This is a genomic window from Kitasatospora sp. NPDC023120 (genome assembly GCF_055560835.1).
The window spans coordinates 43,695-57,093 of sequence record NZ_JBVHHY010000020.1 but is presented as its reverse complement, the minus strand read 5'-3'; the positions used below and the strand labels follow the sequence as shown (position 1 = coordinate 57,093).

Annotated in this window: 16 protein-coding genes; 10 read left to right on the top strand and 6 right to left on the bottom strand. The window is 71.3% G+C overall.

Annotated elements, in window-relative coordinates; all coding sequences use genetic code 11:
• Positions 1-7: 7 nt before the first annotated feature.
• Genes ACZ3TI_RS27350 through ACZ3TI_RS27340 form a run of 3 tightly spaced genes read left to right on the top strand, consistent with a single transcriptional unit; the run spans position 8 to position 2,219 of the window.
• A complete protein-coding gene (locus tag ACZ3TI_RS27350; protein WP_465730638.1) occupies positions 8-1,570 on the top strand; it encodes a GH25 family lysozyme in 1,563 nt (520 codons plus the stop codon).
• Positions 1,570-1,950: a hypothetical protein gene (locus ACZ3TI_RS27345; protein WP_465730636.1), complete on the top strand. Its 381-nt coding sequence runs from the start codon at positions 1,570-1,572 to the stop codon at positions 1,948-1,950. Before ACZ3TI_RS27350 ends, ACZ3TI_RS27345 begins: the two co-directional genes overlap by 1 nt.
• Positions 1,947-2,219: a hypothetical protein gene (locus ACZ3TI_RS27340; RefSeq protein ID WP_465730634.1), complete on the top strand. Its 273-nt coding sequence runs from the start codon at positions 1,947-1,949 to the stop codon at positions 2,217-2,219. Before ACZ3TI_RS27345 ends, ACZ3TI_RS27340 begins: the two co-directional genes overlap by 4 nt.
• 89 nt (positions 2,220-2,308) lie before the next feature.
• Here ACZ3TI_RS27340 and cyaB read toward each other — a convergent pair whose 3' ends face one another.
• Together cyaB and ACZ3TI_RS27330 are read right to left on the bottom strand one after the other, a co-directional pair.
• Positions 2,309-2,872 carry a class IV adenylate cyclase gene (cyaB, locus tag ACZ3TI_RS27335; RefSeq protein WP_465730632.1) on the bottom strand — a complete coding sequence of 188 codons (564 nt, stop codon included), beginning with the start codon at positions 2,870-2,872 and terminating at the stop codon, positions 2,309-2,311.
• 13 nt (positions 2,873-2,885) lie between these two features.
• Positions 2,886-3,737 carry a helix-turn-helix domain-containing protein gene (locus ACZ3TI_RS27330; protein WP_465730630.1) on the bottom strand — a complete coding sequence of 284 codons (852 nt, stop codon included), beginning with the start codon at positions 3,735-3,737 and terminating at the stop codon, positions 2,886-2,888.
• 269 nt (positions 3,738-4,006) lie between these two features.
• On the opposite strand from ACZ3TI_RS27330, the gene ACZ3TI_RS27325 reads away from it, so the two are divergent.
• Positions 4,007-4,522, top strand: coding sequence for a hypothetical protein (locus tag ACZ3TI_RS27325; protein ID WP_465730628.1), 516 nt, complete (start codon positions 4,007-4,009; stop codon positions 4,520-4,522).
• Between the two features lie 245 nt (positions 4,523-4,767).
• Here ACZ3TI_RS27325 and ACZ3TI_RS27320 read toward each other — a convergent pair whose 3' ends face one another.
• Positions 4,768-5,013 (bottom strand): helix-turn-helix domain-containing protein, encoded by a 246-nt coding sequence (locus ACZ3TI_RS27320; protein WP_465730626.1) that lies wholly within the window; start codon positions 5,011-5,013, stop codon positions 4,768-4,770.
• Positions 5,014-5,393: 380 nt separating this feature from the next.
• Between ACZ3TI_RS27320 and ACZ3TI_RS27315 the strand changes: the two genes are divergently transcribed.
• From ACZ3TI_RS27315 to ACZ3TI_RS27290, 6 genes are all read left to right on the top strand, one after another.
• A complete protein-coding gene (locus ACZ3TI_RS27315) occupies positions 5,394-6,524 on the top strand; it encodes a CdaR family protein (protein ID WP_465730624.1) in 1,131 nt (376 codons plus the stop codon).
• Positions 6,525-6,667: 143 nt separating this feature from the next.
• Entirely contained in the window at positions 6,668-7,171 is a 504-nt protein-coding gene (locus tag ACZ3TI_RS27310) for a Rossmann-fold NAD(P)-binding domain-containing protein (protein WP_465730622.1), read from the top strand.
• Positions 7,172-7,224: 53 nt separating this feature from the next.
• Positions 7,225-7,590 (top strand): hypothetical protein, encoded by a 366-nt coding sequence (locus tag ACZ3TI_RS27305; protein WP_465730620.1) that lies wholly within the window; start codon positions 7,225-7,227, stop codon positions 7,588-7,590.
• A gap of 74 nt (positions 7,591-7,664) precedes the next feature.
• A complete protein-coding gene (locus tag ACZ3TI_RS27300) occupies positions 7,665-8,759 on the top strand; it encodes a M1 family aminopeptidase (RefSeq protein WP_465730618.1) in 1,095 nt (364 codons plus the stop codon).
• Between the two features lie 281 nt (positions 8,760-9,040).
• Positions 9,041-9,469: a nuclear transport factor 2 family protein gene (locus ACZ3TI_RS27295; RefSeq protein WP_465730616.1), complete on the top strand. Its 429-nt coding sequence runs from the start codon at positions 9,041-9,043 to the stop codon at positions 9,467-9,469.
• An 82-nt stretch (positions 9,470-9,551) separates the two neighbouring features.
• Complete coding sequence (locus ACZ3TI_RS27290) at positions 9,552-9,788, top strand: hypothetical protein (RefSeq protein WP_465730614.1); 237 nt, start codon at positions 9,552-9,554, stop codon at positions 9,786-9,788.
• Positions 9,789-9,857: 69 nt separating this feature from the next.
• Here ACZ3TI_RS27290 and ACZ3TI_RS27285 read toward each other — a convergent pair whose 3' ends face one another.
• The 3 genes from ACZ3TI_RS27285 to ACZ3TI_RS27275 all read right to left on the bottom strand — a co-directional run bounded on the left by ACZ3TI_RS27285 (position 9,858) and on the right by ACZ3TI_RS27275 (position 13,330).
• The gene (locus ACZ3TI_RS27285) at positions 9,858-11,549 is read right to left on the bottom strand and encodes a sigma-70 family RNA polymerase sigma factor (RefSeq protein WP_465730612.1); all 1,692 of its coding nucleotides are present in this window, start codon (positions 11,547-11,549) and stop codon (positions 9,858-9,860) included.
• A 201-nt stretch (positions 11,550-11,750) separates the two neighbouring features.
• Positions 11,751-12,734: a CAP domain-containing protein gene (locus ACZ3TI_RS27280; protein ID WP_465730610.1), complete on the bottom strand. Its 984-nt coding sequence runs from the start codon at positions 12,732-12,734 to the stop codon at positions 11,751-11,753.
• A 116-nt stretch (positions 12,735-12,850) separates the two neighbouring features.
• Positions 12,851-13,330, bottom strand: a complete 480-nt coding sequence (locus tag ACZ3TI_RS27275) for a GNAT family N-acetyltransferase (RefSeq protein ID WP_465730608.1) — start codon at positions 13,328-13,330, stop codon at positions 12,851-12,853.
• Between the last annotated feature and the right edge of the window lie 69 nt (positions 13,331-13,399).

Below are 13,399 nucleotides of genomic sequence, written 5' to 3'. Positions count from 1 at the left end.
AGGGACCGTGGTGCTCGCGCGGGGCTATGACGTCTCCGACTACCAGTCCACGATTCCATTCGACGCTGAGTTCGTGTTCGTCAAGGCAAGCGAGGGCGCGCGGAGTGAGCAGACCGGCTACGCGGCCAAGGTGGCCGAGGCCCGGCGCCGCGGCATCGCCGTTGGCCACTACCACTTCCTGCACGCCGAGAACCCGGTCCAGGGGGAGATCGATCACTTCTGCCGAGTGGTGGGCGATGTCCCGCCAGGCGAGCTGCTGGTGCTCGACTTCGAGCCCTACGGGCAGCCAGTGAGCGATGTGCAGGCAACGGCGGCGAAGAACACCTGGCTGTCGGCCGTGGCGGCGCGCTACCCGAACAACCGGGTCGGTTTGTACACCAACACGGACTGGTGGCACCGGGGCGACGACAACGCTGGGGCCTTCCTGTGGATCGCCGACTACGGGGTCTCGGCTGGCTCCCCGCGTGTCCAGGCCCAGTGGCGGTTCCACCAGTGGACGGACAGCCCTGTCGACGCCAACGTGTACGTCGGCAGCATCGACGACCTTCGGGCCTGGGCCGGCGGGGCACCTGCCTCCCCCGCGGCACCGCCTCCAGCCGCATGGCCGGGACTGCGGCTGGTCACCCGCGACCAGTGGGGCGCGCGGCCGTGGCGGGAGCCGAACGGCTCGATCCCGTATGCCAGCCCCCGTGCCGGCGTGAAGGTCCACTACCTGGGCGAGCCGTACACCTTCGGCGACCACTCCACCTGCCCTGCATACGTTCGGAAACTGCAGGCAACCCACATGGACGGCAACGGCTGGTCCGACATCGGCTACTCGTTCGTCGTATGCGAGCACGGTTACGTGTTCGAGGGGCGCGGGCTGAACCGGCGCAACAGCGCCAACGGCGACGTCCCGCTCAACGAGGCGCACTACGCGGTGTGCGGACTGGTCGGCTCCTCCGGCTCGACCGTGCCGACCCCGGAACAGCTCAACGGGCTGCGGGACGCCATCGAGTACTGCCAGCAGCACGGCCCCGCGGGCCCCGAGATAAAGGGCCACAGGGACGGCTACCAGACCGACTGCCCCGGCGGACCGCTCTACACCTGGGTCCAGGCCGGCGCCCCACGACCCAACGAGGAGGAAGACGACATGGCCGCTCGCACCGACGACGAGATCATCGCACTGGTCGCCAAGGGGGTGTTCGCCGCCCGCGACGACGTGACCTGGTCCGGCCGGCACTACACCGGCGACGGCTCCCCGAGCCTCCTCGACCTGATCTCCGGGATCCCCGCGGCCGTGTGGGAGCACGGCCTGCCGAACGTGGATGCCAGCTGGCAGCAGCGGACCGGTGACGACGCCCTCGTGCCGGCGAAGTGGCTTGCAGCTGCGGCCAACCCCGTGCAGCTCCAACTCGCGGCAGCCCGAGCCCAGATCGCTGCCCAGGACGCCGTCGTCCAGACCCTCCTCGACCGCACCGCCGGCGTCGACACCGCCACTGTCACCGCCGCCATCGAAAGCGCCGTCACCAAGGCCCTCGCGGCCGGCGTCGACATGCACGTCACCACCACCCCGAAGGAGAACAACTGATGCCTCGCATCCTGGGCCGTGAGCCCGCCCTGTGGCTCGCCCTGGTCGCAGTGCTGGTCAAGGCCGGCGCCGCGTTCGGCCTAAACGTCAGCCCGGACCAGCAGGCCCTCATCAACGCGGCTGCCGCCGCAGGGGTCGGCCTGATCGTGGCGCTCATCGTCCACGACGGCGCGGGCGCCGCGATACTCGGGCTGGTGCAGGCGTGCATCGCGCTGGCGGTCGGGTACGGCCTGGACTGGTCGTCGGATCAGCAGGCGGTGGCCATGTCGGTGGTCGCGGCGGCGGTGGCGATGTGGACCCGGACCCAGGTGACCGCGCCGGTCGCGTCCCGGCTGGCGTTGCCCGACCCGCTCGTTCCGCCGGCCGGGAGCCGCGGGTGACTGCCCCGCCCCCTACCCCTACGACGGTGGACCTGCTGGTGGTGTTGACCCGACTCGAGACCAAGTTGGACTCGGCCACGACTGGGATCGCCGACCACGAGACACGGATCCGCGCCCAGGAGCAGTCAGCCGTCCACGAGGCCGACATCGCCCAGCTGCGGGCCGATGTCGAGGCCCTGAAGCGTGCCCGCTGGCCGCTGCCGACGATCGGCGCCCTCGGCGGCATCGCCGGGGCGGCCGCAGCTGTGTACGCCGCGCTCCACCCCTGAACGACCACGCCCCCGCTCTCCTTCGGGCCCGCCTCGCCGCGTGAACGGCGAGGCGGAGTCCTTCGGGAGGGCGGGGGCGCTTCGTCGTGTCAGGGCCGAGCAGCGGCGACAGCGTCGGTGTAGAGCTCCGTTGTCAGGTCGTCCTCGCCGATCCCAAGATCAGCGAGGACGATTCGGACCGCGGCGAGCGCCGGTGCGAGGTCGGCCTCGGTGGCCGCGGCAGTCTCTACCTCGATGAACGTGGCGTCCAGCTCCGGAACCCGGACGAGCGTCGCCAGGAGGCGACGGCCGTCCCGCGCGAAGCTGTAGTTGCGGCACCGCTTCTCGAACTGGATGCGCGGCGCAAACCCGAGCCCTTGGACGATCTGATGCGCGGCATCCTCGTCCTCGACGCGGGTCTCGTGCTCCGGCTTCGACCCGGAGGCCTCGTCGATCCGAGCCCCCTTGTAGGTGAGCACGGTACGGGTGTCGTCGGGGCTGTGGACGGTACGGATCCGCAGCTCGCGATCACCGCTCATCAGACTGCCGTCAGGCGCGTCGTAATAGGTGTCGCGGTAGACCTCGGCCCGGCCGGCGCCGTACCGGTCCTCCAACTGCTTGAGAACCGCCTCAGGGTCGCGCACAACCGCCTTGAGTTCCGCCTCGATCGCCATCGTGGTCCCTCCGTCAGATCACGCGCTCAGCGCCGTCCAGCAACACCTCGAACTGCCTTCGCCAGCCCCGATACAAGGGCCCGCTGGGGGTGGGCAGCACCTTATACGTTGCCGACTCGTGCCCCTCCCAACCCGTATCGAACGCCCCGACGTAGAGAGTGCGATCCAGCCTGATCAGGCGCCACACTGGAACCGTGGCGTACCGGTAGACCTCGACCTGGCCGATCTGGGCCAGCTCCCGGAGTCGGGCCTCCGCGAGCAGGATGCCGCTCGCGAGGGACTCAGCCGACTCACCGATCTCCGCCGCCCGCCGGGCGACCGCCGGCGATTCGGGGTCGAGGAGGAGCACCCGCAGCCTTGGCCCGGGGTCTCCGTCGCGGTCGAGGTGCTGCCGCAGCAACGAGTCCCGGAGGGCGAGCAGACCAAGCCCGCGTACGGCCAATACGTCCAGCTCCGCCGCCGCCCGGGCCGCGCGCTGGATCTCAGAGGTTGCCGAGGCCTGGTCGTTGTAGACCCGCACGATTTCCGGAAACGCGGCCAGATCGAAAGCCGCGCCGACGGCGCGCTGGCCCTCGGCGCGTGGGGCGAGGCCGAGTAGACGGCGAGCCGGGTCGGGCATCTGAAGACCGTCGGCGATGCGCTCGAAGACGTCCAGCTGCGTAACTGCTCGTCTACCGTTGATGATCTCGTTCACGCGGCTCTGGGTCATACCAGTCTGGGCCGCGATACGGGCCTGGCTGGCGCCGCTGTGGTGCTGAACGTAGCGGAACAGCGTGGCAACATCTCGGCGGCGGAGCGCGTCGCGAACCTCGCCGTTCTGCCATGCGAGATCCGGAAGGGCAATCGGTTCCAGGGCGATGCCCATGGTGTTCCTCCGCAATCTCGAGGATGCATCTCACGGTGAGATTACCGCCTGGGTATCGGGATTGATGTCACATCGGACGAACCTGAGAGCGTGACACCTGTCCGATACACCCGGGCTCAACTCCACGAGTTGGCGTGCATCCACTGCGGTGGCGAGAGCGGCGAGTTAGAGCCCGCTGGCCACGTTCCCACCGTTACCCAGCAGGGGAAAGCACCGCTCAGCTGGCCTGTAGTTGCCCACCCCGATTGCATCCGCGAGGAGCGTGCCGAGTGAGCATCGAGGGCCCCCTCACAGTGTCAGTGGATGGCCACCTCGACCCCGTTACCGCGCCACCCCTGGAGGCACTGGACGCGGTGTGGTCGGCGGTACGCGCGCTGCCGATAGACCGCTGCCAGTGGCGCGGAATGGAACGGATGTTGGGCAGCGGCTCCACCGCCGACCTCGAGCGCTGGATGGGTGGCGATGCCACCACCACCATCACGATCGGCCTCGCTGGCGGTGAGCGCGCCATCGTGCGCGTGTCGCACTCCGACGGGCTGACCGTCGCCCAGCGGATTGCCGGACGGTACACCGTCGAACAGCTTCTGGACGACCGGCGAGGCCGACGTCCGTGGGCGATCCGGGACGCGCTGACCGGCGACCTGCTCCCGGCCGGCACCGGCGGCCAGCGCCCGCTGGAGTTCCCGCTCCGAGACAGCGCCGAGGCGTGGGTCCGTGGCCGAGTGAATCTCGCCGGATACCCCGCCGGGTACCGCTCCGACCCGGGTGGGGCGGTGGGCCGGTGACCGCCGACGGCGGGACGCCGGTCGACGTCGTAATGACCACCGGTACCTGCATCGGATGTGGCGCCGAGGTCTACGGCCGCCTCGTGACCACGGTGGATGAGCGCCTCGAGCTCGTCGACGGTCACGAGGGCTGCCCGGGGCGCACGCGCGGACCGCGTCCGCGCCGCCATTCCCGCTGAACCTCGGTGCCGACGGAGTAACAGGACTCCCTGGCCGACCGCACGGCGGTGCGGCCGGCCAGGGCTCTACCCGTAGAACAGTCGCCAGGTCGCAACGCCGAGCACACGCGCCATGGCCACGAGATCGTCCAGGTTGGGCGGCGTGCGGCCGTTCTCCCAGTTGGAGATGGACTGCCGGTCGCGGTCGATCATCTCGGCGAGGCGCTCCTGGCTGACGCCCTGCTGGCGCCGGAGGTACCTGATCCGGTCGCCGACCTCGCGGCGTTCCTGCAGCTGGCGGTCGTCTGGTGGTCGTCGGGGCGGGGTCGGCACCCCTTGACGTTGGCGCGATCATGAACAAATGTCTGCATGCCAAGGTGAGCATCTTGTCGGTCGCATGTTCGATAGGGTCTGCCCACACCCCGGGGCATACACGCAGAGGAGTAGCCGCGGAGAGTAATCAAAATGTTGATCATTCGTTCGATGTATCGCTAGGCGCACGCCCCAGCCGCATGGAACCCTGAGCGCCCGCCACACGCCCGAACGCCTACTGACCCCACCAGGAGGCCCCATGCCCACAGGCTGCAGACTCCCTCACCCCGCAGCCACCACGCCCAGACCGAACAACCGATCCGCCACCTGGCTGCCCGAATCCTCCTTAACCCCACCGCGACAGGAGACGCCGATCCAAGGACAGACAGGACGACACCGCCATGCACCACCCAGACCCACACGCACTTCTCGACCAGGTCCGAGTCGCCGGACTCCAGCTCCTCATGACCGGACACCCCGACCACTTCCAACGCGTCATCGGGCCACTCCTCAACCCGGGCACGCTTGAAACCGACTCCTGCCGTGTCTACATCGCACAAGGCCTCCCTCGTGAACGCAACGACGTCATCGCCGCCTGCCAGGAATCCGTCGGCACGAGCGCACTCGTCACCCGCTGTCCCGCCTACGAATCCGACATCATCGTCGTCGCACCCCTACCTAGCCGCGCCGTCACCAACGGCTGGGACCTGACCGGCCTGCGACTCAGAGCCATCACCGACCTGCACCCGAACTGGCATCTCGGCGGCAGCGGCATCTCCAACCTGGCCCACACCGCCCAGGCCTACGGAGACGCCTCCAACGCCCTCCTCAGTGCCCGCTACACCGCCGGACGTGCCGCCCTATACAGCTCAGACATCCGCCTGGCCCATGTCCTCGACCGCCGCGCCGCCGCCTGGGCTACGGCCTTCCTCGCTCCCCTTCTCCGGCAGCCGGCGAACCGGCGCGAGCAGCTCAGGGAGACTGTCCGACTGGGGCTCGTGTTCAACAACTCGGCGTCCGCCCGGATCCTCTTCACCAGCCGGAACATCGTCGCCCAGCGGGTGCAGAAAGTGGGCCGACTCCTCGACCTGGACCTTGACGGCTTCCGTGACCGCGCCGTCCTCGATGTCACGCTCGAAGTCCACGCCAGCACTGAGGAACTGCCGCCGCCGTCCCCAGAGGTGACGTTCGCCGACCTTATCGGCACGCCCGAGGTTCACACCTGGGCAGCATCCCTCCTGGGGCGCCTGGACGCTGACAATCGGCCGCTCCGCCGCACGGTGATTGCCTGGCTCGCTCACGACGGTCGAGTCGCCGACACGGCAGACGCGCTCTCTCTGCGGCCAGCGGCAGTGCGGGAGCACCTGAAGGCGGCTGAGGCGCTGCTTCACCGGCGGCTTGCCGGGTCGCTGCTCCATGACCCAAGCGAGGCCGATCTCGGGGTTGTGGGCAGTGGTGAGGTCTACCTTGCAGCCGCGGCTCTTGGCGAGATTCCACCGCAGGCCTGGCCGACCCCGGGACTCACAATGTGACGATGGTTCGACAAATGGTGCAGATGTTGTGGGTTCGCAGAAAAACAGGTGCACTTTTTCCGTTTCGTGCGCCGGGCGTGCGCCTCTACCGTGGTCCTCCCACGCTAGGAGATCGATCAGTCTCAGCCAGTCCGGAGGCCTTGGTGACCACCCTCACGATCCTCGGCAACACCGCACACGCCAGAACCATCACCAACCGCCTCATCAGGGCAGGGCACGACACGAGAACCTGCGGCCTCCCGGCCTGCGGTGGCACACCTGCCGCCACAGCACGGGAGGCTGCGCAGGGCGCCTCATTCGTCCTCACCTCATTCGACTCAGCCGAGGAGACCGCGTCCGCCATCGCCTCCGCACTGCCGACCATGCCCGCGGGGGCATACTGGGTCGACTTCCGTGCCACCGCCCGGGCAGACAGCTCCGCCGGCCAGGCCGAACAGCACCGCGTCGCCTACGTGGCTGCGCCGACCAACGAGGTACGCGGAATGCTGATGGCGACAGTGTCAGCTGACCTCGACCTGCACACCCGGTTCCACTGCGACCCGATCCTGGCCGCCGCCGTACACCTGGTCATCCGCAGCCACCAGCCCGCGCTCAGCATCGTCGACCTAGACCTGGACGCACACCTCGGCATCCCCGCGGAGATGTAGCCCGGCTACGTCTCCAACGCCCCGGCCTCCAGCTGACCAAGGACGATCAGAACATGCGCTCGGCACGTGCAGCAGTCCTCGCCTTTCCCGTCACCCCGGCCAAACGGCCCGAACCCGCAGGCATCGCGATCGCACCCCCGCCGTCGCCCACAGTACTCGCCCGCCTCGACCTAGCCCAGGAAATCCTCTCCCGCGCCCAGGAAGCCCGACTTGGGAGCATGACCCCCGGCGAACTGGTGCTGCTGATAGAACAGCTGCGAGGGGCCCTCTTTGACGCCCTCATCGCCCTGCAGCGCCCTCAGCGGCAGTGGGCCAGTCTGCGACGGGCCGAGCTGGTCAACCTCGCGACCATGCGCACCGCCGACCTAGGGGCGATCGCCCGCGAGCTTCGAGACGACCTCGCCGTGACAGTGTCCTAGCCCCTCCGACCAGGGAGGATCTGATGCCGGGCCGAATGGGGCTCATACCCCCTTTCACAAAACCCGCGCACACCGTGTTCCCGTGCAATGACCACCCGAGCGACAAGGCGCAGTTCACCATCGCGGTGACCACGCCGGACGGCCTCCTGGGCATCGCCAACGGCGAGTTGACGCGGACCGAGCGGCACGGCGACGGCCGCACCACCCGGCGCTACGTCTCCCGCGAGCCGATGGCCACCGAGCTGGTCCAGGTCTCGGTCGGCGACTACACCGTGCGCGAGCGCACCGGCCCGCACGGCCTGCCGCTGCGCGACGTCGTCCCGGTCGCCCGCGCCGCCGAGCTGGAGCCCGCGCTGGCCCTCACCGCCGACCAACTCGCCTGGGCCGAGGCGCACCTGGGGCGCTTCCCGTTCGAGGCCTACGGCATCCTTCCCGCCAACACCGACGACCCGGAGGCGTTCGCCTTCACCGGTCTGGAGACCCAGACCCTGACCCTCTACAAGCCGAACTTCCTGCGCCAGCCGGAGGAGAAGATCGGTTCGCACATGATGCACGAGCTGGTGCACTCCTGGTTCGGCGACAGCGTCTCCCCGGCCCGGTGGTCCGACCTCTGGCTCAACGAGGGCCACGCCGACTTCTACAGCCTGCTGTACCGCTACGAGCGCGGCTGGCCGGACGCCTGGGGCTACACCAGCCTGGTCGACCGGATGCGCCACCTGTACGGCCTCGGCGACCGGTGGCGGCGCGACGCCGGGCCGGTCGCCTCCCCCACCGCCGCCCACCTCTTCGACAGCCAGCGGTACGCGGGCGGCGCACTGGTGCTGTTCGCGCTGCGCGAGAAGGTCGGCGCGGACGCCTTCGACCGGATCGAGCGCGCCTTCCTGGCCGCGTACCGGTACGGGAGCGCGACCACCGAGGACTACGTGCGGACGGCCTCCGAGGTGTCCGGGCAGGACCTGGGCGGGTTCCTGGACGACTGGCTGTACGGGCTGCGCACGCCGCCGATGCCGGGGCTTCCGGACTGGACGGTGGGGTCGGACTCCCCGGCGGGGGCGGTCGGCACAGCTCCGGTCGGCACAGCTCCGGTCGGGGCGGCCCCGGGCGGGGCGGCCCGGGTGGCGGGCGGAGCGGACGGGGCGGGGGTGGCGCGGGGCTCCGGGACGCTCTGACGGCGCCGCTGGGGCCGCTGTTGCACGCCCCGGCGCGTCGGTTTGCGTCCGGTCGCCGGGTGCGCGCTCCTGACCGGCAGGGGCGGGTGGGGCCATGGTGGTTCCCACGGCCCGCCCGCCGCCCGGCCTGAGTCCCGGTCGGCTCGCGGGCCGTCCAACTTCCCGCATATCCCCGCTCCGGGTTCCCCGTAGCCCCGCTCCGGCCGGATTGTCAGTGGCCGGTGCTAGCGTCCTGAGCACGATCGAGGAACGGTCGGCGAAACGGAACCGGGGGCTTTCTCATGGGTGTTGAGCTGCGGGAGTTCGGGGTCGAGGTCTACGACCGCTGGACGGCGCTGTGGAACGGCGAGCTGGGGCTGGCCGAGAAGATCATGGCGCCCGACTTCACCCTGCGGTACACGCAGGCGGGGTCGGAGGTGTTCGACGAGGTGCGGACGCCGGCGGGGCTGGCCGAGGTGATCCGGCAGTGGCACGCCAAGCGGTCGGAACTGCGGTTCGAGGCCGAGGGCGTCGCGGTGGTGGACTTGGAGTCGGTCGACGGGGTGGTGTCCGGCCTCGTGGCGCGGCCCTACCTGGCGAGCTTCTCGGACGGCGAGGGCGGCGTCGTGGCGCGCAGCGGGACGGACACCCTGCGGATCACCGACGGGCTGATAACCGAGGTGTGGTCGGTCTCCTCCGGTTCCGCCGGGCGGACGTTCTACCGCGCCTGACGCACCGTCGGCGGCGAGGGGCGGGGCGGTTCACGACGGCCGCCTCCCGTAACCCTTCCGGCGCAGTGTCGTTGGACGGGCCATGAAGAAGCGCAGCATGCTCGCCGTTGCCTCGCTCGCCGTGGGTGTCGTGGCCTCCCTCACCGCGCCGAGTGCGCACGCCAGTGCCGTGGGCGGCCAGGAGGGACTGCCCGGGCCGCTCAACAGCGCGCCCGACGTGGTGCCCGGCCAGGTGGGCGACGCGGGCGGTGTCGTCGGGCACGCCACGGGCTTCGTGACCGGCTCGGCGGACGGGCTGGTCGGGATCACCCCCGCCTAGTCCCGCCCGCCGTACCGTCCGGCGTACCGCCTGCTCGACCCGCCTGCCTGCTCCGCACGCTCGACCGGGTCAGGACATCGGTGCTCCGAGGTCCTGGGTCCAGTAGGCGGTGCCGGACGGGCTGGTCGCCAGGCCGACGCCGATGTCCTTGAAGCCGCAGTCGAGCATGTTCGACTGGTGGATGCCCCCGTCCATCCAGCGGGCGAAGACGGCGGCCGGGGTGGTCGGGCCCCGGTCGAGGTTCTCGCCCCACTGGGACCAGCGGTACCCGGTGGCGGTGATCCGGGCGTCGGCGCGGACACCGTCCGGGTTGACGTGGTCGAAGAAGCCGCGGGTGGCCATGTCGTCCGCGTGCTTCTGGGCGGCGGTGTGCAGTCGGGGGTCGATCCGCAGCGGGGCACAACCGGCCTTGGCGCGTTCGGCGTTGACCAGGTCCACCATCTGGCGTTCCGGGCTGGGCACCGGCGCGGCGGTGACCGTCCGGGTCGGGGTCGACGTCGGAGTCGGAGTCGGAGTCGGTGTGGGCGTGGGCGTCGGGGTGGGGGTCTCCGTGGGCGTCGGAGTCGGCACGGGCGTGGGGACGACGGCCACGGGTGCGGCGGCGACCGGCGGGGTGTCCTGGGCGGCGGCCGGTACGGTCGGCTCCGGCGCGGCGACGTGCGGGGGCTCGCTGTGCTGCGGCCAGACCAGCGCAAGGGTGGTCACGGCCACCGCGGCGGCCGCGCCGCTCACCAGGACGGCCTTGCGGGCGGCGGTGCCGGCCCAGCCGCCATGACCGCCGCCCGCACCGGCGTGCGCGCCCTGGCCCGTGCCGGCGTGCGCGCCCTGGCCCGTGCCGGAGCCGGCTCCCGTACCGGATCCAGCCCCTGTACCTGCACCGGCGCCCGAGCCCGTACCCAGCCCGGCACCGGAGCCGGCGGCCGTGCCGGTGGCGGCACTCTGGGCGGCGACGGTGGCCGCGGTGTGCTGGAAGTGGAGGAGCATCGGCGAGCCGTGCGGGATCGGCACCAGGGCAAGGCCGGCCAGCAGTCCCTCGGCGGGGAAGAGGTCGCGGCCGAGGCCGTCGCAGCCGGCGCAGCTGCGGATGTGGCGGGCTATGCGCTTGCGCCAGACCGAGTTCGGGGTGCCGTCGAAGCCGGTGGTGAGTTCGGTCAGTTCGGGGCAGCGGGGGTAGGCGCTGAGCGCGCGGACGACGACACGGCCGACTTCCAGCTGCTTCTTCATCCGCTGGACGCGGACGGCGGTGTGCGCCGGGCTCAGGTCGAGGGCCTCGGCGAGCTCGGCACGGGTGAGGTCGCCCGTGGCCTCCAGCCACCACAAGGAGAGCAGTTCGCGGTCGTCCGGGTCGAGCCAGCGGGTCGCTTCAGCGACCTCGCGGCGCTGGCCGGAGAGGCCGAGCCGCAGGATGGTCAGGTCGGTGAAGTCGGCCCTGGGGTCGGCGACCTCCCAGGTCTCGTCCAGCCCGCCGACGGCCTGCTGCTGGCCGACGGCGTAGCGGTGACGGACCTGGTTCATGGTGATGGCGACCAGCCAGGAGCGGAAGGACTCCGGGTCGCGGAGCCCGTCCAGACCGTCCAGGGCGCGGATCATGGTCTCCTGCGCGACGTCGTCCACGTCGGCATGGCCGCCGAGGGCGCGGCCCGCGACGTTGTAGACGAGCGGCAGCCAGGTGGCGACCAGCGCCTCCTGGGCCTGCCGGTCGCCGGCCTGCGCCGCGAGCACCAGGGTGCTCCCGGTCCTGTTCTGCACATCAGCGTTCATGGTCCGCACTCCGTCTTGCCGTGTTTCCGTCCGCCGCTGCCTCCTCGGAGACGTGTGGGGAGTGATCAGATAACAACAATGTGCGCGGAATCGGAAAATCGGCCCGGCCCGGACACCGGATCGAGGCGGACCGGGCCGGGGGCGGAAAGGGGCGGAAGCGGGCGGGGCCGAGGGTGGGTCGAGGGCGGGACGAGGGTCGGGTCAGGCCGAGGCGGCGAACACCTGGGTCCACCACGGACCGCCGGAACCGGTCCGCACACCCACGCCGAGCTGCTTGAACGCGCAGTTCAGTATGTTGGCGCGGTGGCCGGGGCTGTTCATCCAGGCGTCCATCACGGCGGCCGGGTCCTTCTGGCCGCGGGCGATGTTCTCTCCCCAGGTGCTCCAGCGGTAGCCGGTGGCCTCGATCCGGTGGTCGGCGTGGTAGCCCTCGGGGCTGGCGTGGTCGAAGTAGTTCCGGTCGGCCATGTCGTCGCTGTGCGACTGGGCGGCGGTGGCCAGCCGGGGCTCGGCGGTGACCGGTCCGCAACCGGCCTTGGCACGCTCGGCGTTGACCAGGTCCACGACCGCCTGGGCGTCCGACGGGGCCGCGCCGCCGCCCACCGGGGTGGCCGGCGAGGTGGCGGTCCGCCGGGCGGAGGTCGCCACGGCGGCGGTGGTCCGGGTCGCGTCGGTGGTCGCCTTCGCGGCGGAGGCGGTGGGGGTCGGGGTCGGGGTGGCGGGCGCCGTGGCCGAGGGCGTCGGGGTGGCCGGGGCGGTGGCGGTCGGCGTGGCGGAGGCGCTCGGGGTGGCCGCCGGGCCGGTCGTGGGCGCACCGGCCGGTGCCGCCGGTGCGCCGCCCGGGTTCGCTCCCCCGGCACCGGGCACCTGGATACCCTCGTGCGTGCCGAGCTCGGCGGCGATCAGCGCGTCGGCTGCCATCGCCTGGCCCATCGTGTCCCGATCGGTCTGCTTGCCGCCGTACGCCGCGTACCCGGCACCGGCCAGCGCGGCGATCAGCCCCGTCCCGGCCACGGCGGCGACGACCGCGGTGACCGGCACGAACCCGCCGCGCCGGCGCCCCCGACGGCCCCGGCCGGCGTGCCGGTCGGCGGCCCGCCGCGCGGCCCGGCCACCCGGGCGGCCGCCCGTGCCACCGTCGCCACCGGTCGCCGGGAGGATGGTCGTCCTGTCGTCGCTGTTCACGTGGTCACGCTCTCTGTTCCGGGTCGGCTCGTCGGGTGTCGACACCTGGGAGAGCTTTCGGCGGCGCGCCGATAACAGAAAGTCCGAACGAATGTCCTGGCGGCCCGGTCACGGCCTCAGCGGGCCGGGGTGTCCGGGGCCATGTCGTAGGTGAGGAACTGGGTCCGGGTGGCGACCTGGTCGTACTTGCCGCGGGCCCGGTAGTTGGTCTCGGAGGTGATCCAGCGGACGGTGTTCCAGCCGTGCTCGGCGGCGATCTCCCGCAGGCGGGCCAGCAGCAGGTCGACCGCCCCGCCGCCGCGCACCTCGGGCGCGACGAACAGGTCGTCCAGGAAGCAGGCGACGGCCCCGTGCAGCGGTCGCACGAACGGCCGGTAGTGGGCGAACCCGACCGGCGTCCCGTCACCGTCCCGGACCAGCAGCCCGTCCAGCTCGTGGTCCGCGTCGGTCAGCCAGGACCAGACCAGCTCGGCTTTCTCCTCCGGGCACGGCACCCGGTAGAACTCGCAGTACCCGCGAAAGAGTTCACGCCAGGCGGCGAAGTCGCCGGCCTCGGGCGCGCCCACGGTCCAGCGGGCGGTGGGGGTGTCGCTCATCTCGGTCTCCTCGGGGGTCACGGCGCAGTGCGGGCTCCCAGCATGACGCCCCGTCGCCCCGCCACCCGA